This window comes from Methylobacter luteus IMV-B-3098 (assembly GCF_000427625.1).
Taxonomy (GTDB): domain Bacteria; phylum Pseudomonadota; class Gammaproteobacteria; order Methylococcales; family Methylomonadaceae; genus Methylobacter; species Methylobacter luteus.
Map to the genome: position 1 here is coordinate 469606 of NZ_KE386569.1, position 19518 is coordinate 489123.

The following is a 19518-nucleotide window of genomic DNA, read 5'->3' on the forward strand; positions in this document are numbered from 1 at the left end:
CCATTAAGCTCATGGGGATTTTTGCAAGGAGCAAAAAATCCGACTTATTGTCATATTTCTCAATGCCTTTGTCGATGAGAAAGCAATCTATTTAAATTTGACCGCTATGGCCAGGTTTTTTATATTGAATCGATACTATATTTCAAGCGCGCGTTTATGCTGAAAGTGGCATGGATTGTTGCGAGTCGCGATGACCTAATAATAAGGAGTTATTATGAAGTTTCTTGCCGTTCATCCCAGTCCACTCATGTACACCAAAGTGTTCCTGCGCCTGGAACCGCTCGGTTTGGAGCAGGTTGCCGATACGGCCCGCCGGCAGGGTTATCAGGTTCGCCTGATCGATTTGCAGGTGGAGTCGCATCAGGATCTGTACCGTCTGCTCGATGACTGGCAACCCGACATCATCGCTTTTTCATTGAATTATCTGGCCAATGTGCCGGAAGTGATCGATCTTGCCAAAGCCGCTAAAGACCGGTTGCCGCACAGTTTTGTCTTTATCGGCGGCCATAGCGCTTCATTTACGGCGGAAGAACTACTGGAGCACGGCGAGTGCAAAATCGATGCGATTCTAAAAGGCGAAGGCGAATCAGGGCTTCCGTTATTGCTACAGGCCATCAGGGAAGATCGGGAAAATGTTCACTGCGTGCCGGGCGTCGTGACCATGAAAGGCCAGGGCGGGCAACCGACCTTTATGCCCGACCTGAACAATGTGTCGCCGGCGCGGGACTTGATCAAACACCGCAAGAAATATTTCCTGGGCACGATGGACCCGTGCGCGTCGATCGAATTTTCCAGAGGTTGTCCGTGGGACTGCTCGTTCTGTAGCGCCTGGACTTTTTATGGACGCAGTTATCGCGTGCTGAGTCCTGAAAAAGTCGTCGAGGAAATGCAGCGCATTCGCGAGCCCGGCGTTTTTATTGTCGATGACGTGGCGTTCATTCAGGAAAAAATGGGCTTTGAAATCGGCGAGGCGCTGGCCCGGAAAGGCATCAGGAAAGAGTATTACCTGGAAACCCGCGGCGACGTGCTGCTGCGCAACAAGGATGTCTTCAGGCTCTGGAAGGAACTCGGCATGAGTTATATGTTTCTGGGCATCGAATCGATCGATGCCGAGGGGCTGGAAAAATACCGTAAGCGCATCGATTTGAGCCGCAACTTCGAAGCGTTGGAATTCGCGAGGTCCCTGGGCATCAATGTCGCCATCAATATCATCGCCGATACGGACTGGGACCATGAACGCTTCCGCGTCGTCAGGGAATGGTGCAGGGAAGTGCCGGAGATCGTCAATATCAGCGTCAATACGCCTTATCCGGGCACCGAAAGCTGGTTGACTGAATCACGCAATCTCATGACCCGGGATTACCGGTTATTCGATATCCAGCATGCGGTGCTGCCGACCCGCCTGCCGATCGACGAGTTTTACGCGGAACTGGTTGAAACCCAGCGGGTGATGTTCACCAAACATATGGGCTGGGCGGCTGTGCGCGATGTCGCCAGGATTATCGGCGGCCATTTAATACGCGGCCAGACCAATTTCGTCAGCAATCTCTTCAAGTTCGACAAAGTCTTCAACCCCGCGCTTCAGTTGGACGACCACCGCATGCCGGTCAAGTATCAAATGAAACCGCCGGTGCGCGATGTAAAATTCGCCAATGCCAAGGCCCTTTCGAAATCCCTTTATATCCATGAACCCTTGGGGCGCGCCAGTCGGCAACTGGATGATGAAACCGAGCAGTTTGTCGATAAAAGCAGGGGCGTGGATTGAGTCGAAAAGAACGTAGGGTACGCACCGCGTACCTCTGGCGGAACGGGGTTTGCAACCCCGTTCCTGACGGTTCTGTGATGTCTGAGCCAAGCGCCTACATTTAATCAATGCAAAACGTTTCGGACGGGGCAACATGCCCCGTCCGGCTGTAGTATTCTACAGGGCTGGTTTTCGTTCAAGTTCAGCAATTCGAGCAAACGGACGCCCAAAAGCGTCTGCTAGCTTCGTCTCTCTGCTTCTTGCTGCTACTATTGTGGCACATTATGGTTTTAAGACTCCGGTTGTTGGTGGATTGCCAAGGTAAATCCACCCTGCAATTCATCCGCCATACGGCCATGCGTATCATTTTCAAAATTTTTTTGGTGAATTAAACCCCAAAAGGTATGTGATGTGTACCTTACCAGGCTGATCATTCGGATAAATCATAGGGTAGGGAGCGGGACTAATCCCGTATGCCGCGCCGAGTACCGGAGATTTCGACGGGAATAGCCCGAAGGGGTGCGGCAGGGATGCCGCACGTTGACGAAGGGGCAGGAGCCCCTTTCGGCAACCCCCGTCGAAATTGAGGAACGCAGGAAGCAAGCGGCATCCGGGCGGCCTTTTCTTTGGTTTCTTTCTTTTGGCCGCGCAAAAGAAAGAAACCCGCCCGCCGGTGCGGGAACCGGCGTTAGATCAGGCTTCGCGTTAGCGAATCATTGTTTTTTGCAAGTCGACGCAGAGCGTCTGGAGATGCATTCCCACGCCGGAGCGTGTGAAATATCTGAAACAACAAGGCCTGTTCTCGCTACGGGAGGGCTGGATTGCATTTCATTACGGTTGATGAACCGCCCTGTGCGGAGCCGCATGCAGGGTGGTGTGGGGACTGGGGGCTAGTTACCTCCGGTTACCCGATTATAAGCCTATCTACCCGCAACTCGCATACCTAAGATAGCTTGAACCATTGCGCTTGCTTGATCTTCACTAACCATTAGCGTTGTTCTATAAAATTTACAGTCCTCTACCGTACAATTTTTTAAAACTATAATTCCAGTTAGCAACGTATTATCTGGAAGCGGAATAATGTCCCCTGTTTCATTGAAACTAGAGCAATTATCTATTACGTAGAAACATAGCCTGAATGCCTGAAGAGATTGAGGCACTCATCCGCTTGAAACTCATCCAACAGCTTACCAATGAGTTGCCAGAGCTTGTCGTAAGTGCGCTCGGCGGCCTTGCGCAGCAACGCCTTCAGTTTGGCGAAGACTTGCTCGATCGGATTCAGCTCAGGACTATAGGGCGGCAGATATTGGATCGTCGCCCCGTGCGCTTCAACAATGGACTGGACTTCCGCCACCTTATGGGCGGACAGATTGTCACAGATGACGATGTCGCCGGGCTTCAAGGTCGGTCCCAGTTGCGAGCGCAGATATTCCTTGAAGGCTTCGCCCGTCATGGCCTGGTCCAGACACCAGGGCGCGGTGAGCCGGTCGGCACGCAAGCCGGCAATGAAGGTCAGGGTTTGCCAATGGCCTGCCGGTGCCGCATCCCGACAGCGGGCGCCACCCAAGGCCCGGCCATAGCGACGGATCATGTTCGTGGAGACGCCCGTTTCATCCAGAAACACCAACTTTGACAGATCGCAGGTTTGCTGCCAGGCTTGCCATTGCTCTCGGGCCATCGCGACATCTGCGCGTTGCTGCTCACTGGCGACCAGCGTTTTTTTTATAGCGATAGCCCAGCTTGCGCCTAATAAACTTATCAATGGCCGAGATCGAAACACTTAGGCTGTGTTCGCGTCCCAGCCAAGCCTGCAGTTCCTGCAAGGTCATCGACGGACTACTCGCTAACTGTTCCTTGATGGCGGCTTCATAAGGTTCCAGCCGCGAGCGTCTGTAGCCGCCAAAGGGCTTGCCTTGAACGGCTCCGGTTTCACGCCACAAGGCGTGCATTCGGCAGACAAAGGCCGGACTGACTTTGTATTGTAAAGCCACGGCCCGCACGGTGTGGCCTGCGGCAACCGCTTCAGCCACCCGGCTGCGTAAATCTTCGGAATAAGGCTTGGGCATGATAAAAATGGCTCATTTCGTTTAACAAGAGGTTAGTTTATATCATGTTTTTATCTAAAAGATAATTGCTCTAGTACGGATAAAACTGCCACCCATTAACGCGAGAGCAGCCGGGCCGACAAAGGAGCATCGCTTAAAATGCTTGTTTTCGTGAACTTGAGCACCTGGAACTCTTAGCTCTTCCACTGGAATGACTAGTTCCTTAAAGCTTTCTTGAAGTGGGTTAACATGGCTTTTAGGTTGACTAACTATACGGGTATATTCAGCTTGAGCAGATTGATTTTCTGCTGATTTAATTAAGTAGAAAATTATTGCTATTAACATCGCACATACAAAGCCTATGGAAACCCAAGCGAGCATTCCTAGTTCTTTGAAGAATGGTGAGTCGGAAGCTAAAAAACCACCAACTGTACCCCCGCCGCCAATAACAACAATAGTTAGTATTTTCCAAGCCCAATCAATAAATGACATTCCTGTATTGAATATCGTTACAGAGTCTAGAATTTTTTTCATAATATCCCTTAGTGGCAATCAATCTCGCCGGGCGTATAACAAGTGATTATCAGGATCTGGATAACATGCAAATTAAGTATGTTATCCAGCATTATTTTTAAAAGTCGTTCTTTATTCAATTTAAGCTCAGCAAGGGCGATCCGAAATTAGATAATCTACTTCATGCCGTTACAAAGCCTATTCCCATCACCCACACTTACTCTCCCCACAATTCAAACAAGTCATACACCCATCCATCAGCACCATAGCCTTGGTGCTGCATTTGGTGCAGAGCACGGCTTTTTCAGGAAACGCCTGGCCTTCCGATTCGCCATGCTGGGCTTCGAACTCGCGGCGCTTTTCTTCCAGAAACTGTTTCTGGTGATCGCTCATCGCTTCCGGCTTGATCATGCCGATGTGCTTCAGGTGCGATTCGATGGCGTAGCCGATTTCGGCGACCAGTGACGGCATGAACACGCCGCCTTTCTTGAAGTAGCCGCCGCGCGGGTCGAATACCGCTTTCAGCTCTTCGACCAGGAAGCAGGCGTCGCCGCCTTTTCTGAATACGGCCGAGATAACGCGCGTCAACGCCAGCACCCACTGGAAATGCTCCATGTTCTTGGAGTTGATGAAGATTTCGTAAGGGCGGCGCTCTTCGTGCTCCGTGCCCTGGTTCAGGATGATGTCGTTGATGGTGATGTACAGGGCATGTTCCGACTGCGGCGTCTTGATCTTGTAGGTGGAGCCTACCAGCACTTCGGGGCGCTCGACGTTTTCGTGCATGCGCTCCAGCGCATGCTGTTCTTCCTGCTTGGCGGCTTCGGTAGTGTCTTTGGTCAGGACTTTGTAGCCGACGATTTTTTTGTTTATTTTCAGTATCATGTCTGTAATCTCGATTAAAACTTGCCGTAGTAGCCTTCTTTCAGGGCGTCAAACAGGTTGGCGGCGGTGTGGGTTTCGCCGTCGTATTCCACTTCTTCATTACCTTTCAATTCGATCACATGGCCGTCTTCGAGCGTGAATTGGTAGGTGGTGTTTTCCAGATCCGATTCCTTGACCAGAACGCCCTGGAATACTTCAGGGTTAAAGCGGAACGTCGTGCAGCCTTTCAGCCCTTTGTCATAGGCGTATTCATAAATCGACTTGAAGTCTTCATACGGATAATCGGTCGGTACGTTGGCGGTTTTGGAGATCGACGAGTCGATCCATTTCTGCGCGGCGGCCTGGATGTCGACATGCTGCTTAGGGCTAATGTCGTCGGCGGCTATGAAATAGTCCGGCAGTTGCTGGTCTGCTTCTGCGCTGTAAGGCATCGCGTTGGGATTGACCAGCGCGCGGTAGGCCAGCAGTTCGAAGGAATAGACATCGACTTTTTCTTTGGATTTTTTGCCGGCGCGGATGACGTTGCGCGAATAGTGGTGCGCAAAGCTCGGCTCGATGCCGTTGCTGGCGTTGTTGGCCAGCGACAGCGAGATCGTGCCGGTAGGCGCAATCGAGCTGTGGTGCGTAAAGCGCGCGCCGGTCTCGATCAGTTGCGCGACCAGTTCGGGTTCAACCTGGGCCAGTTGCTGCATGTAGCGGCTGTACTTGGAGTGCAGCAGTTTGCCCGGCACCTGGTCGCCGACTTTGTAACCGTCGGCAGCCATCTCGGGGCGTTTGTGCAGCATTTCGCCGGTGACGGTGAACATCTGCTCCATGATCGGGGCCGGGCCTTTTTCCTTGGCCAGTGAGAGACTTTCCTTCCAGCCTTCCACGGCCAGGATTTTGGTCACTTCTTCGGTGAATTGCAGGGAACGCTCATCGCCGTATTTCATGCCCAGCATGGTAACGGTAGAGCCCAGGCCCAGATAGCCCATGCCGTGACGGCGCTTGCCGAGGATTTCATTTTGCTGCTGCTGCAGGGGCAGGCCGTTGATTTCGACGACGTTATCGAGCATGCGCGTGAAGACGCGGATGGCTTTGCGGTAAGTGTCCCAGTCGAAATGCGCTTCACTGGTAAACGGTTTCTTGACGAAACGGGTCAGGTTGATGGAGCCCAACAGGCAGCTGCCGTAAGGCGGCAGCGGTTGTTCACCGCAAGGGTTGGTTGCGCGGATTTTTTCGCAGAACCAGTTGTTGTTCATTTCGTTGACCTTGTCGATCAGGATGAATCCGGGCTCGGCGTAGTCGTAAGTGGAACTCATGATGATGTCCCACAGGCGGCGCGCGGGGATCGTTTTCGTGACTCGGCAGGCGACTAGGCCATCTTCGTTGACGATATAGCCGTCCTTGCCGGGCAGGTCGCGCCAGATGATCTGTTCGGGGTTGTTCAGGTCGAGCTTGTCCAGTTTGAGTTCTTTTTCGGTAACGGGGAATGACAGCGGCCACGGTTTGTCGTTTTTAACGGCTTCGACAAATTCCGCCGTGATCAGCAGTGACAGATTGAACTGGCGCAGGCGGCCGTCTTCGCGTTTGGCGCGGATGAATTCGACGACGTCGGGATGGCCGACATCGAAGGTGGCCATCTGTGCGCCGCGCCGGCCGCCGGCCGAGGACACGGTAAAACACATCTTGTCATAGATGTCCATGAACGACAGCGGGCCGGACGTATAAGCGCCGGCGCCGGACACGTAGGCGTTTTTGGGCCGGAGGGTCGAGAATTCATAGCCGATCCCGCAGCCGGCCTTCAGGGTCAATCCGGCCTCATGCACTTTGCGCAGGATATCGTCCATCGAATCGGCGATCGTGCCGGAAACGGTGCAGTTGATCGTCGAGGTGGCGGGTTTGTGTTCCAGTGCGCCGGCATTGGAAATGATGCGGCCTGCCGGTATGACGCCCTGGCGCAGCGCCCACAGGAATTCCTTGTAGTACTGTTCTTGTTTGGCCTTGCCTTTTTCCGCTTCAGACAGTGCTCTGGCCACCCTTTGGTACGTCTCGTCCATTGTGGCATCGATAGCGATGCCTTCTTTGGTCTTTAAGCGATATTTCGTATCCCAGATGTCTATCGAGGCATCCTGGAACGGTATTTCGGTCACGGCATTGGCGACGACATGGAGTTTGGCTGTCATGGATAAGTCCCTGCGGTAGTTGTGTAAAAGGATGAAAACAGGCCGTTGCTTTTGCGGGCAACTTGTGCTTGATCATCGATATGTAGTGATTTCTGATTAGGATAACACAACATATAGTGGTTAATCGAGAAAATAATGTGTTTTTGCATGATTAAAAAATGCTTGCAGGAAGACGGTTTTTTAATGTAGGGATTCTGTTTCTATGGGTTTTAAGATTCAGAAGCAGTTGATTAAAAATTAGAGAAGATATTTCAGGTAAGTGTTCAGAATATTGATTGTGAACGGGCCAGCGAGTGAGGCCGTGGAAGTCATCGTCTGCTTTTTGCAAGGCAGACGATGAGAGGCTGCGCGGTTTAGGCGGATTTTGCCAATTTACTGTGGCGCATCGAATAGACGAAATAAATGATCAGGCCAAGGGTCAGCCAGAGAATGAAGCGCAACCAGGTGAGAGCGGGCAGAAAGGCCATGAGGGCACCGCAAGACAACATGCCCAGTACCGGAAACAAAGGGCTGAACGGCGTGCGGAACGGGCGGTGCATGTCCGGTTTGGCGATGCGCAGGATGAGTACGCCCAGACATACCAGCACGAACGCGGCCAGTGTGCCGATATTGACCAGTTCCGCCAGATCGCCAAGCGGCATGAAGCCGGCGATGAGCGACATGACGACGCCGCACATCACAATCACGCGCACCGGCGTTTGTGTTTTGGGGTTGACCTCGGAAAAGAAAGACGAAAGCAGGCCATCGCGCGACATGGCGAAGATGATGCGCGTCAGGGCATAGTAAAGCACCAGCATCACCGTTGTAAGTCCCGCGATGACGCCGGTTGCGATCAGCGCTGATGCCCAGTTAATGCCAATCAGGCTCAGGGCATGCGCCACGGGTGATGAGACGTTCAGGTCGGTATAAGGCACGACGCCGGTCAGCAGGCCGGATACGACAATATAGATGATGGTGCAGAAGATCAGTGAGGCGACAATGCCAAAGGGCAGGTCGCGCTGGGGATCTTTGGCTTCTTCGGCGGCGGTGGAAACGGCATCGAAACCGACATAGGCGAAAAACACCAGCGAAGCGCCGGCCAGAACGCCGGTCGTCTTGCCGTCGGGCAATGTCTCAAACCAGCCGTAAGGCATGAAAGGACTCCAGTTGTCCGGGTTGACGTTGAACACGGCAACGGCGATGAATACGGTTATGGTGATCAGCTTGACGAACACCATGGCATTGTTGGTTCTGGCGCTATGCTTGACGCCCATGATCAGTAAACCCATCAGGAGCAGAATAATGGCCGAGGCCGGCAGATTGATCAGTCCTCCCAGTTTGGGCGCTTTAGTCAGCATCTCCGGCAGCGGCAGGCCGATGGCCGTCATGGCGTTGTTGAAATAACCGGACCAGCCGTTAGCGACGGCCGCCACTGAAATACCGTATTCGAGCAATAAATCCCAACCGATAATCCAGGCAAACAACTCGCCGAATGCCACATAACTGTAGCCATAAGCGCTGCCGCATCCTCCGATGGCGGCGGACAGCTCCGCATAAGCCAGCGCGGCAAATGTACAGGCCAGCCCCGCTATGACGAACGACAGTATGACAGCGGGACCGGATTGCGTCGCGGCGGCAATCCCGGTCAGAACGAAAATGCCGGTACCGATGATGGCGCCAATGCCCAGCAAGGCGAGATCCCATGCCGATAAGCAGCGATGAAGGCCGGTATCTGATTGATCATCGGGCGAGAGGTGTTTAGTGCGAAAAATTTGCAGCGACATATAGGGTTCCCGGAGCTTTTTTTATTGCAATTTGAAGAGGTTGGGCATTGGCAGAAGCCTTATCTGCAATGGGCACTAATTATAGTGCAGGAAAGCAGGATAACGACAAACCCGAATGTCATTTTGTGCTTACTTGCAGTGATTAGACACGAGGCTGTGGCAAAAGCAAGGGCGTTGTTTTCTGACAGTGGGCTTCGATATTTTATGTACGTCATCGTACCGACAGGAAGGCTCAATCCAACTAAGCTTGCGTTCATTCCAGAGGCTAGCCGCCTTGCAACCCGTTTACATATTTACACAGGAGCGCTGCTATGAGAGCACTTTGTTGGCATGGCAAATCCGATGTACGCGTTGATACCGTTCCCGATCCTAGCATTGTTGAGCCTACGGATGCCATCGTGAAAATAACGTCTACCGCAATTTGTGGTTCTGATCTTCATCTTTACGACGGCTATATGCCTACCATGGAGTCAGGCGACATACTGGGGCATGAGCCCATGGGAGAGGTCGTTGAGGTCGGTGGTGCGGTTAGTACTTTAAAAATAGGCGACCGTGTCGTTATACCTTTTACGATTTCATGCGGGCACTGCTTCTTCTGCGAAAAGACGCTTTATTCGTGCTGCGACACCACTAATCCCAATGCTGATATGGCGCGCAAGGTGATGGGGCATTCACCGGCCGGCATTTTCGGTTATTCCCACTTGCTGGGCGGTTTTGCGGGCGGTCAGGCGGAATATCTGCGCGTGCCTTATGCTGATGTCGGACCGATCAAGATTTCTTCCGGATTGCCCGATGAAAGGGTGCTCTTTTTGTCCGATATTTTTCCTACCGGTTACATGGCTGCTGAAAATGCCCAGATTGAGGCTGGAGATACGGTGGCAGTCTGGGGCTGTGGTCCGGTGGCGCAGTTTGTAATTCAGAGTTGCTGGATGTTCGGCGCCGGCCGCGTCATTGCTATCGATCGTGTGCCGGAACGCCTGAGCATGGCGCAAGAGTACGGCAAGGCGGAAATCATCGATTTTGAGGAAGAGGATGTCTACGACCGGTTGATGACGATGACGAACGGCCGCGGCCCTGATCGATGCATTGATGCGGTCGGTTGCGAGGCACATGGTACCGGCAGCTTCGACGCCGTAATCGACAAGGCGAAAGCGGCGCTTTATTTAGGGACTGATCGCCCGCATGCCTTGCGTGAAGCGATTATGTGCTGCCGCAAGGGAGGAACTGTCTCAATTCCTGGTGTTTATGTCGGTCTTCTCGATCATATGCCAATGGGGGCTGCGATGAACAAAGGTTTGACCTTGAAAATGGGGCAAACCCATGTGCAACGTTATCTTGAGCCGCTACTGGAGATGATTGAGAATGGCCAGATTGATCCCTCTTTTGTGATCACGCACCGCCTGGGACTGGAGGATGGTCCTCAGGCTTACAAGACTTTTCGCGACAAGGAGGATGGTTGCATTAAAGTGGTATTAAAACCATGAACGGATAAGGCGGTGGACATTTTGTTTCAGATTGATTGGAAGTCGGTTTTTGTTCCATCAGTGGGTATTTTGGAGATCATTTTACGAGGTACCCTTATTTATCTGGCGTTGTTCATTTTATTGCGAGTGCTAAGGCGTGAAGCCGGATCTTTGGGAATCACCGATGTTCTGGTGATTGTGCTTATTGCTGATGCGGCCCAGAATGGTATGGCCGGCGAGTATAAGTCCGTTACCGAAGGTCTCGTATTAGTTGTGACGATTTGTTTTTGGGATTATCTGCTTGATTGGCTAGGTCATGAGATTCCAGCTTTTCAACGACTTATTCATCCTGCTCCCTTGTTGTTGATAAAGGATGGCCGAATGTTGCGCAGAAACATGCGTCAGGAAATGATCACGCAGGAAGAACTGATAAGCTTGATACGTCAACAGGGCGTGGAGAGTGCGGACGAAGTCAAGGAGTGTTATCTGGAGAGCGACGGAGGTCTAAGTGTAATAAAAAAAAGATTCTGACGACAGTAGTTTTCAAGGCCCAAAGAAGAAAGAGTGGCTATGATTTTCATGTATGGCGCTATTATGGCCGCCTGCTTAAAGGTTCATGTATGAAGTGACTGCAGGGCGATGATAAAATCATTTTCAGCCCGTGCAGTCTTTCATGAATAGATAGGCAATCTAAAAAGCGGCAAGCCAGATGAAAAATAAATTGCCTTGATGTGTATTAATGGCGTCTGCTATTTCTGCCGCCGGCGGACTCTTCAAATTTAACTTTTAAAGGTTTTCCGCAGTACAGGTTGCCGTCTAGCCCGGCGATAGCCGCTCTGGCTTCATGGCCTTCCATTCCGATAAAGCCGAAACCTCGGCATTTACCGCTAAATATATCCGAAACCAGTTGAATGGATCGGACTTTTCCATATTGGGAAAATAAAGCTTGTACAGATTCTTCGGTGGCGTCGCTAGGTAAGTTTCCTACAAAAATTCGTTTCAAAAGACATGTCCTAAGTTCGGGGGTGAGTTGATTGGCCGGGTTGGCCGATATTTGCCACAACCCCGCGGTTTATGTCGATCGAGGTTGTGAGTCAGGAAGTATCGTAAGCTTAAGCTATGGATACTTGGGATGCTTGCGGGCCTTTAGGGCCTTTTTCTACTTCATACTTGACTGATTGGCCTTCATTCAGCGTGCGATAGCCATCGCCAGAGATTGCAGAAAAATGCACAAACACATCTGCGCTGCCATCGCTAGGTGAAATAAAACCAAATCCTTTTGATTCGTTAAACCATTTAACAGTACCTAATGCCATGTAAATTACCTCAATAATTAAAAGATGTTCGATTGCAGATCATATCGGGCAATTTAAAGGAAAAAGCGAATGGGATTTCTGTAAAATGCTGAATAATATGCAAAATTAGAGTAGTAGTCGTATATGACATACTAGCTTCTGCATTATAGAGACTAATTCTGGGTATAGCCACCAATATTATTTTAGAAGCTACCCCCTATCAATCCGTTTAGCCGTACTTAGGTTGCGGGTTGGCTATTATCAACCAGAATTTTTATTTTTTGTCCGGGACGCAGTGATTTGCCCGTCATTTCTGAGTTCCATTTACGGAGGTCTGTAAGCGACACATTGAATTTTCGGGAAATTTTCATCAATGAGTCGCCCGATTTAACAGTGTAATGAATCAGGCGGAATGGATTCGATTCTGCAGAAGATGAGGTAACAAGCTGTTGTTCGCCGCCTTTAATGGTGAGTTTTTGGCCAGGTGTCAATGCGCTTGATAAAGTGAGTTTGTTCCAGCTTGCGATATCTTTGCCGCTAACCGAAAAGTTTTGGCCAATCTTCCAGAATGTGTCGCCTTTTTTTACGGTATAAGTCCGGCTGTTTTGGAGGTGATTTTTAGACGCTTTGGCGATAACCGGGAAATTGGCTGATTTTCCCGATGAAGGAATTTTTAAAATCATGCCGGAGCGAATGGTATTGCCGGCCAAATGGTTGGCCTGTCGGATAGCTTTGGTTGTTGTATGGTTTTTGACGGCAATCGACGTAAGCGTTTCTCCTGAATGAACCTTGTGCCGATACTGAGCTACTTGCTGGATCTGCTTGTCATGGGGACGATGTTGAGGTACTCGTTCTTCATAATATCGATGTTGGGCAACCCGATCTTCATCGGGTAATAGTGCCAGATTCCTTTTGAATGACTGAGCCTGGTCAACAGGAACCAATAATCGATGGGGGCCTTCAGGCGCAGTGGTCCAGCGGTTAAAGCCGGGATTGAGTTTTAAAAAATCTTTAAGCGGGGTATTAGCCAGCTGAGCGGCCTTGTCCAAATCCAGTTGGGATTTAATGTCGACGACCTCAAAGTAAGGCTTATTCGGGATATATTGCAAAGGGATATGGTATTTATCGGCATGGGCAAATAATTTCGCAATAGCCAGCAGCCGAGGGACATAGTCCATCGTCTCCTCCGGCAGTCTCAAAGACCAGTAATCCGTCGGAAGGGATAAATCCTCATTCCTTTCAATGGCTTTTCTTACATTGCCTTTTCCATAATTATAGGAAGCCAATGCGAGTAGCCAGTCTCCATCGAACGTCTCATTCAGTTGTTTGAGAAAAGTAGTGGCGGCTTTAGTCGATGCATAGACATCGCGACGGCCATCGTACCAGGAATCTTGCTTAAGACCGAAGAGACGGCCCGTAGCCGGTATAAATTGCCAAAGGCCTGAAGCAGCGCTTTTTGAGTAGGCCTCGGGTAGAAAAGCACTTTCAACTATAGGCAGTAATGCCAATTCTCCTGGAAGATTTTTGGCTTCGATTTCATTGAGGATAAGGTGCATGTAGGGTTCTGCACGTTGTTGAACTCTGGCAATGTAATCGGGATGTTGTAGATACCAGTTTAACTCACGGTCTATACGTTCATTTTCGATTTCGGGCAATGAGTATAAAGACAGTAGCCGATCCCAAACGCTACTGTGAGAGTTTAATGATCCTTTAAACTTTTTTTTGGATAATGCACTATGGCGGTGGTATATGTAGCTGTTATCTTCCTGACCTACAAATGGCGGTTTTTGACTCACGCTCAGGCGATCTTTAGTGTTCTCTGAGCAACCTGATGCTATTAAAAGGATCAAAAAAAATAAAAAATTAACTGACCTGTTAAAATTGATGTGCATCATCTAACCCTGAGGTGAAGTCTAATTGTGTTTAAATATACTAAATTATTGTACAGCTTGTCTTCCCTGAAAACCATTTAAAGCCATAAATTGTTGAGCTAGATCAATGAAACGTGATTTTTTGTTTGCTTGCTACGAGACTCCCAGGGGCAAGCTGTTGAGGCAGCTTGAAGAATGCTATTTGCAGCGGGCTATTACCGTCAGCTGTAAGCAGACTATTTTGCAGATCGGCGGGTTAGGCTGGGAGAATCAATTTATTGATTGCTCTTTATACAAAAATTATACAGTGCTCGACGCCAAAAATTTGGGCAGTGACGAAGCGAGACGGATTCAGGCCAAATCGTATAATCTGCCGCTGCAAAACAATAGTATCGACATGATCATACTGCCGCATTTATTAGAGTTCGATGCCAATCGGTTTCAGACTATGAGAGAGGTGGAGCGCGTGCTTAAGCCGGAAGGTCTATTGGTTGTGCTAAATTTTAATCCCTGGAGTTTATGGGTCAGGTATCAGTATTTGTGGGACAAGAAAATGGCTGATACTTGGCGTGGGCATTTTATTTCCAGGGCGAGAATATTAGACTGGCTGAAATTGTTGAATTTTGAAGTGACGCTCTCATCGGATTTTAATCTGAATTCGGTGAAATCGACGAATGGTAGATTGAATGCCAATCGGCATGCGTTTTCAGCGACGGCCTATGCGGTTAAGGCAATAAAACGTCGTTATCATTTAATTCCATTAACTCCTGCGGAAAGGACAAACCCCCAACTGGTCTTTGCCAATTCGATAAGTTCACCAACAGAATCCAATCAACATGACTGACCGTGTTACTATATATACCGACGGCGCCTGTCGCGGTAATCCAGGGCCAGGCGGGTGGGGTGTCATACTCAAATACAAAGGTAAGATCAAGGAAATGTATGGGGGAGAGTTGGAAACGACCAATAACCGCATGGAACTGACGGCCGCCATACAGGCTTTGGAAGCGCTGACAAGGCCGTGCACTGTCGAGCTTCATATCGATTCAAAATATGTACTGCAGGGAATCACCGAATGGATGGTCAATTGGAAAAAACGGGGTTGGAAAACCGCGGCTAAAACACCGGTTAAAAATGAAGATCTGTGGCGCAGGTTGGACGCAGCTATTGAGAGCCATGATATAGAATGGCGGTGGATAAAGGGACATTCGGGAGATAAAGGCAATGAGCGGGCAGATGCGTTGGCGAATCTTGGTATTGATTCTTTAACGGCAACAGGTTAATCGTACAATCTGCCCGCCAATAAACTTTTTCTCAATTATTTTTTGCTGTCCAGTAAGGATTTGAGATTTGCAAAGGGATTATGAGTAGGAATCGATTCTGACGCTTTATGGGATTGACTGCTGCCGAAGCGGGTTTCTTCATATCGCGAATGCTCATTATCGTGGCAGTAAAGGCATAACAATTCCCAGTTGCTACCATCGGGAGGGTTGTTGTCGTGGTTGTGGTCCCTGTGATGAACGGTCAATTCATTCAGGTTCTTATGCGTAAATTCACGCGCGCAACGGCCGCATATCCAGGGGTACAGTTTAAGGGCTTGCCCGCGATAGGATTGTTCCCGCAATTCCTGACTGCGTCGAGCTTCAATAACAATCTGATTTAATTTGTCTTTATCAAGATTTGTCTTTTTAGTAGGCATGTGGTTTCTCGCCGGGTTGGCTATGATCTTTTTAAACAATTAGAGAAAGATATCGTTAAATAAGTGCCTTGTATATACCTTAAAATATGATTTTTCGTAACGTTTTTATTCTATTTATTTTTTCATGTGCTTTTGTTTGTCCGAGATGCTTGGTAAAAATAAAGCATGACAAAGTCCCTGGGAACGTCCTATTATTTTCCTCTTTTTTGGCTTGAGTCGCAGATCAGCTAGCGATACAAGGTTAATGCATGTCAATTCGTTATATTTCCTCACTTATTTTCTTTGCTGGTTTCATCTTGTCAGGGTGCACAACATCTCGTCAAATTGCCATCGATCCTCCATCAATTGAGCCGCATTCTTTTCAGCCTCTGCAGGGATTTTCGGTCATTGATGGTGATGATTATTATGTACGGCTGATTTCAGAGTTTGATTCCAAAGCGGACAATGTACTAAAAAGCGGATGTGCCGATATCGCGCCATCCTATAGCAAAGGCGATTTATCAGCGGCTCTGATTTATGGCATTCGTAATAATGCTCTCAAGTTCAACAGTGAAGCTACCGGCTTTTTATATCAGGCTACGACAGGGAAATGCAATTTCAAGTTCGATGCTAAAAAACAATATCTCACTCCCTGGATACGCTTGGATTCAGGCAAAGAGACCATGGTCGATTATGACTTCTATACCAATGCCAATAGTGATCTGGATTTATCGAAACTGGTTGGCGATGTGAATGCCGCAAGTAGCTTGCTGGCGATGACTGGAGTTGGTATGGGTGTCGCCGTTATGGGACAGTTTGCCAGCGAATGGGTGAAAAGCAGCCAGCAAGCGGCACCTGCTGCTGTCCAGACATCAGGCAAGCATAGTTCAGAATCGCACTCGCTGCCGGCTGCGACTTCATTTTCAGGCAAGACGGGCACGCTCAATCATTCCGTATTCAAGGTTTATGAAGTGACGGAAGGCGGTGTTAATCCGTTTGGCTCGAACATCAAGCCACTGGGTGAGCTAAAGATTTATCCTGAAATTCTTCCGACATTATTGTTGAAAACGACTGCTGACGGAATACCCGATGCGCGAGACTTATCGCTGGAAGAAATGTGGTATTCGCCCATGAAATCAACCACGGGCCAAATTACTCTGCAGCAGTTGATTGAGCAATCACAGCATCCAGCAAAGCCGAATTTAAATCCTAACTGGGATAATTATGCTGAAGTCGAGAGTAATTGCCGGAAATTAAAACTGGTTTTGAAGGATCTTGGCTTTAATAAGTTTGACCGTAATGCCGTACTTTATTATTTTTTACTCAAAAACGGCGATTGGAAAAACTACAACATATCCGGGCAGATGGCTATGGCCGACGAGATTCGTCCTAAAATTCTGGAGGCTTATCGCGGCAAGGGCTTCGGTAATTGTCTCGCAGCTGATGATTATACTGTCATGAAATCGATGGGATTGTCCGTTAATGCGCCGTCGGACTGGAATCTGATCGGCGAGTCCAGGCAGAAAAAAGAACAGTTTTTTACGCCGATGCAGTCAGTGGAAAGACAGCTGATTTCAGTGCTTAAAAGTCCTAATCCGGCTGAAATGGCGCGTCAGATGTTTCCTTTATTATCCACTGCGAAAGGTGGTGATGGCACTGTATTGCTACAGAATCATTTGGGTGATTTTGGCTTGGAAGCGTTGTTAAATTCACCTGTTCCCCCAGTATCTTCATCTTCAGGTGCGGCAGAGACTCAAACAGCGCCATCAGCAGCATCCGCCCCTGTGGTTGTTCCTGGAGAAGGGATAATTGTTAGTGCTCGTCAATTGGCGCAAGTCTTTTCCGGCCTGTCTATAAGTGAGCTGAGTTGTGCTCGTCCCGCGCCTGAACAACAAGGAAAGTCAGCGGAGAATATAGGGATTTTCTTGTTTACAACCAAGGATGGCAGTTCTCGAATCAAAGGCGGCGCCATAGAGTTTGCATTTTTCGGTGGAAAAATCAGTCGCATCGCGTTTCAGTTGCCGACCTTCAGGGATTTCGAGCAGGATTTGCTGAATCGTCCTGAAATTGGTGGTTGCCGAATTGATCCGGCTTTTCTGATGAAGTTGCACTAAAAAATTTATCACGTCATTGGTTGGCGCTTTCAAGTGAGATTTGAAAGCGCATGACTGTTTCATTTGTCGGTTTCATTCATAAAATTGTTCTGTATCAAGTTGAATTGTTTTTACATCAAATAGAATTGTCTTACATCAATTAGCATTGATGTGTCATAAGAAATCAACACAAATCAAAAACTGTCCTTTTTCTAGGTAGAGATCAATACACAAGATAGATAGCAATAAAGTGGGCGTTTATTGGTTTAAATTCCATAGACTTCTAGCTTAGAAAAGCTTCATGAGTTAAAATTGCTCAGTTTATTTGTGAGAATTCTTAGAGAGGAGACATAAGGCGAATTTTGGTGCGTCTTGGAAATTACGAAACGATATAAACGATAAAACGCATACAAGAGTTTATAACTACTAACGAGGAGAGCGCTCCGTGAAAACAATAAAGCAACTGCTCGCAGGTCTGATCTTAATGACTTTTGGTCTAGGGACAGCGCAGGCGGCATATACGCTCAATTTAATGAAAGGGGTTACAGAGATCAGTAATGATATTTATGACCTGCATATGCTGATTCTATGGATATGTGTATTCATAGGTATCGTCGTATTTGGCACTATGTTTTATTCGATTTACCATCACCGTAAATCAAAAGGACATAAAGCGGAGCAGTTTCATGAAAATACTACTGTTGAAATTATCTGGACTATTATTCCGACACTGATTCTCATCGGTATGGCTATTCCAGCAACAAAAGCCATGATGGAACTGGATGATGTGCAAGATGCCGATATGTCCATTAAAGTTACAGGTTGGCAGTGGAAATGGGAATATGAATACCTGGACAACGGTATCCATTTTTTCAGTAATCTGGATGAAGCCAGTAATAAGGCACGACAGATAGATTCGGGCATAGATCCTCGTACGGTTCCTAATTATCTGTTAAATGTAGATAATCCTTTAGTTATCCCAACTAAAAAGAAAATTCGTTTCGTATTTACAGCGGCTGACGTGATTCACTCATGGTGGGTGCCTGATCTGGGTTGGAAAAAAGATACTATTCCCGGCTTTATTAATGAATCCTGGACCTCTGTTGACAAGCCCGGTATTTATCGCGGCCAATGTACCGAACTCTGTGGTAAGGATCATGGTTTTATGCCTATCGTCGTCGTTGCGATGGAGCAGGCCGATTATGATGCCTGGGTGAAAAAGACTCAGGAAGAAGCGGCAAAAGGACCTGATTTAAATGATCAAAGCCATGATGAACTGGTCTCCAAAGGCGCTGCCATTTACGCGAAAAACTGTGCATCTTGTCATATGGCCGGTGGTGAAGGCGTTCCGGGTACATTCCCAGCTATTACTGGCAGCGCTATAGTGACAGGGGATATTAAAGCCCAGACCGATCTGGTGCTGAATGGTAAAGGCATGATGCCGGCTTTCGGAAAAATGTTGAATGCGGCTGAATTGGCCCAAGTTATCACTTATACCAGAAATGCATTAGGCAACTCGGTGGGTGATGAAATACAGCCTAAAGCGATACAAGAATTGCTGCCGGCAGGTACTGCTCCAGCTGCTTCTGCTGCAAAAGAAAAGCCGCAAGAAAAAGTGGATGCGAGCAAAGAAATGTCGCTTGATGATTTAGTGGCTCGCGGAGAATCTGTTTACGCCCAAAACTGCGCGTCGTGCCATATGGCAGATGGCGCCGGATTACCCGGTACTTTTCCTGCTATAAAGGGAAGTTCTGTGGCAACAGGAGATATCAATGCTCAGGTTGATTTGATGTTGAATGGAAAAGGCATGATGCCTGCTTTCGGAAAAACATTAAATGCGGTTGATTTCGCCGCGGTTGTAACATATACCCGTAACAAACTGGGTAATTCGGTAGGGGATTCTATACAGCCTTCAGCGATTCAGTCTCTGCAATCGGCTATGCCTGCTGAAGATGATGATGAGTAAGTCATTGACTTTGTTATCGATAAAATCTTTTCATATATTC

At 48.6% G+C, this 19518-nt stretch carries 17 protein-coding genes; 7 read left to right on the plus strand and 10 right to left on the minus strand.

What is annotated here, in order from left to right; translation table 11 throughout:
* Positions 1 to 214: 214 nt before the first annotated feature.
* Complete coding sequence (hpnR, locus tag METLU_RS0104190; protein ID WP_027157137.1) at positions 215 to 1765, plus strand: hopanoid C-3 methylase HpnR; 1551 nt, start codon at positions 215 to 217, stop codon at positions 1763 to 1765.
* Positions 1766 to 2861: 1096 nt separating this feature from the next.
* Here the strand turns inward: hpnR and METLU_RS0104200 are convergent.
* The 6 genes from METLU_RS0104200 to METLU_RS0104225 all read right to left on the minus strand — a co-directional run bounded on the left by METLU_RS0104200 (position 2862) and on the right by METLU_RS0104225 (position 9112).
* Positions 2862 to 3506, minus strand: coding sequence for an IS630 family transposase (locus METLU_RS0104200; RefSeq protein ID WP_196806481.1), 645 nt, complete (start codon positions 3504 to 3506; stop codon positions 2862 to 2864).
* On the minus strand, positions 3445 to 3810 hold the full coding sequence (locus tag METLU_RS0104205; RefSeq protein WP_027156756.1) for a helix-turn-helix domain-containing protein: 366 nt from the start codon (positions 3808 to 3810) through the stop codon (positions 3445 to 3447). Before METLU_RS0104205 ends, METLU_RS0104200 begins: the two co-directional genes overlap by 62 nt.
* A 54-nt stretch (positions 3811 to 3864) precedes the next feature.
* A complete protein-coding gene (locus METLU_RS0104210; protein ID WP_027157138.1) occupies positions 3865 to 4323 on the minus strand; it encodes a lipase chaperone in 459 nt (152 codons plus the stop codon).
* Between the two features lie 186 nt (positions 4324 to 4509).
* Positions 4510 to 5184 carry a TSCPD domain-containing protein gene (locus METLU_RS0104215; RefSeq protein WP_027157139.1) on the minus strand — a complete coding sequence of 225 codons (675 nt, stop codon included), beginning with the start codon at positions 5182 to 5184 and terminating at the stop codon, positions 4510 to 4512.
* A gap of 14 nt (positions 5185 to 5198) precedes the next feature.
* Complete coding sequence (locus METLU_RS0104220; RefSeq protein ID WP_027157140.1) at positions 5199 to 7349, minus strand: adenosylcobalamin-dependent ribonucleoside-diphosphate reductase; 2151 nt, start codon at positions 7347 to 7349, stop codon at positions 5199 to 5201.
* A 353-nt stretch (positions 7350 to 7702) separates the two neighbouring features.
* The gene (locus tag METLU_RS0104225) at positions 7703 to 9112 is read right to left on the minus strand and encodes an amino acid permease (RefSeq protein WP_027157141.1); all 1410 of its coding nucleotides are present in this window, start codon (positions 9110 to 9112) and stop codon (positions 7703 to 7705) included.
* A 311-nt stretch (positions 9113 to 9423) separates the two neighbouring features.
* Here METLU_RS0104225 and METLU_RS0104235 point away from each other — a divergent pair, with 311 nt between their 5' ends.
* Both METLU_RS0104235 and METLU_RS0104240 read left to right on the plus strand, forming a co-directional pair.
* A complete protein-coding gene (locus METLU_RS0104235; protein WP_027157143.1) occupies positions 9424 to 10596 on the plus strand; it encodes a zinc-dependent alcohol dehydrogenase in 1173 nt (390 codons plus the stop codon).
* Positions 10597 to 10608: 12 nt separating this feature from the next.
* The gene (locus METLU_RS0104240; protein WP_027157144.1) at positions 10609 to 11106 is read left to right on the plus strand and encodes a DUF421 domain-containing protein; all 498 of its coding nucleotides are present in this window, start codon (positions 10609 to 10611) and stop codon (positions 11104 to 11106) included.
* 205 nt (positions 11107 to 11311) lie between these two features.
* Here METLU_RS0104240 and METLU_RS0104245 read toward each other — a convergent pair whose 3' ends face one another.
* The 3 genes from METLU_RS0104245 to METLU_RS0104255 form a co-directional block, all read right to left on the minus strand.
* Positions 11312 to 11638 carry an RNA recognition motif domain-containing protein gene (locus METLU_RS0104245; RefSeq protein WP_407939058.1) on the minus strand — a complete coding sequence of 109 codons (327 nt, stop codon included), beginning with the start codon at positions 11636 to 11638 and terminating at the stop codon, positions 11312 to 11314.
* A gap of 49 nt (positions 11639 to 11687) precedes the next feature.
* Complete coding sequence (locus tag METLU_RS0104250) at positions 11688 to 11891, minus strand: cold-shock protein (RefSeq protein WP_027157146.1); 204 nt, start codon at positions 11889 to 11891, stop codon at positions 11688 to 11690.
* A 218-nt stretch (positions 11892 to 12109) separates the two neighbouring features.
* The gene (locus tag METLU_RS0104255; protein WP_027157147.1) at positions 12110 to 13765 is read right to left on the minus strand and encodes a LysM peptidoglycan-binding domain-containing protein; all 1656 of its coding nucleotides are present in this window, start codon (positions 13763 to 13765) and stop codon (positions 12110 to 12112) included.
* A 103-nt stretch (positions 13766 to 13868) separates the two neighbouring features.
* Between METLU_RS0104255 and METLU_RS0104260 the strand changes: the two genes are divergently transcribed.
* Both METLU_RS0104260 and rnhA read left to right on the plus strand, forming a co-directional pair.
* Positions 13869 to 14585, plus strand: coding sequence for a class I SAM-dependent methyltransferase (locus METLU_RS0104260; RefSeq protein WP_027157148.1), 717 nt, complete (start codon positions 13869 to 13871; stop codon positions 14583 to 14585).
* On the plus strand, positions 14578 to 15024 hold the full coding sequence (rnhA, locus tag METLU_RS0104265; RefSeq protein WP_027157149.1) for a ribonuclease HI: 447 nt from the start codon (positions 14578 to 14580) through the stop codon (positions 15022 to 15024). Before METLU_RS0104260 ends, rnhA begins: the two co-directional genes overlap by 8 nt.
* 35 nt (positions 15025 to 15059) lie before the next feature.
* Here rnhA and METLU_RS0104270 read toward each other — a convergent pair whose 3' ends face one another.
* Positions 15060 to 15440, minus strand: coding sequence for a YajD family HNH nuclease (locus tag METLU_RS0104270; protein ID WP_027157150.1), 381 nt, complete (start codon positions 15438 to 15440; stop codon positions 15060 to 15062).
* 248 nt (positions 15441 to 15688) lie between these two features.
* Here METLU_RS0104270 and METLU_RS0104275 point away from each other — a divergent pair, with 248 nt between their 5' ends.
* Positions 15689 to 17533, plus strand: coding sequence for a hypothetical protein (locus METLU_RS0104275; protein WP_027157151.1), 1845 nt, complete (start codon positions 15689 to 15691; stop codon positions 17531 to 17533).
* A gap of 511 nt (positions 17534 to 18044) precedes the next feature.
* Complete coding sequence (gene coxB / locus METLU_RS24455; RefSeq protein ID WP_231383691.1) at positions 18045 to 19478, plus strand: cytochrome c oxidase subunit II; 1434 nt, start codon at positions 18045 to 18047, stop codon at positions 19476 to 19478.
* The last annotated feature ends 40 nt before the right edge of the window (positions 19479 to 19518 follow it).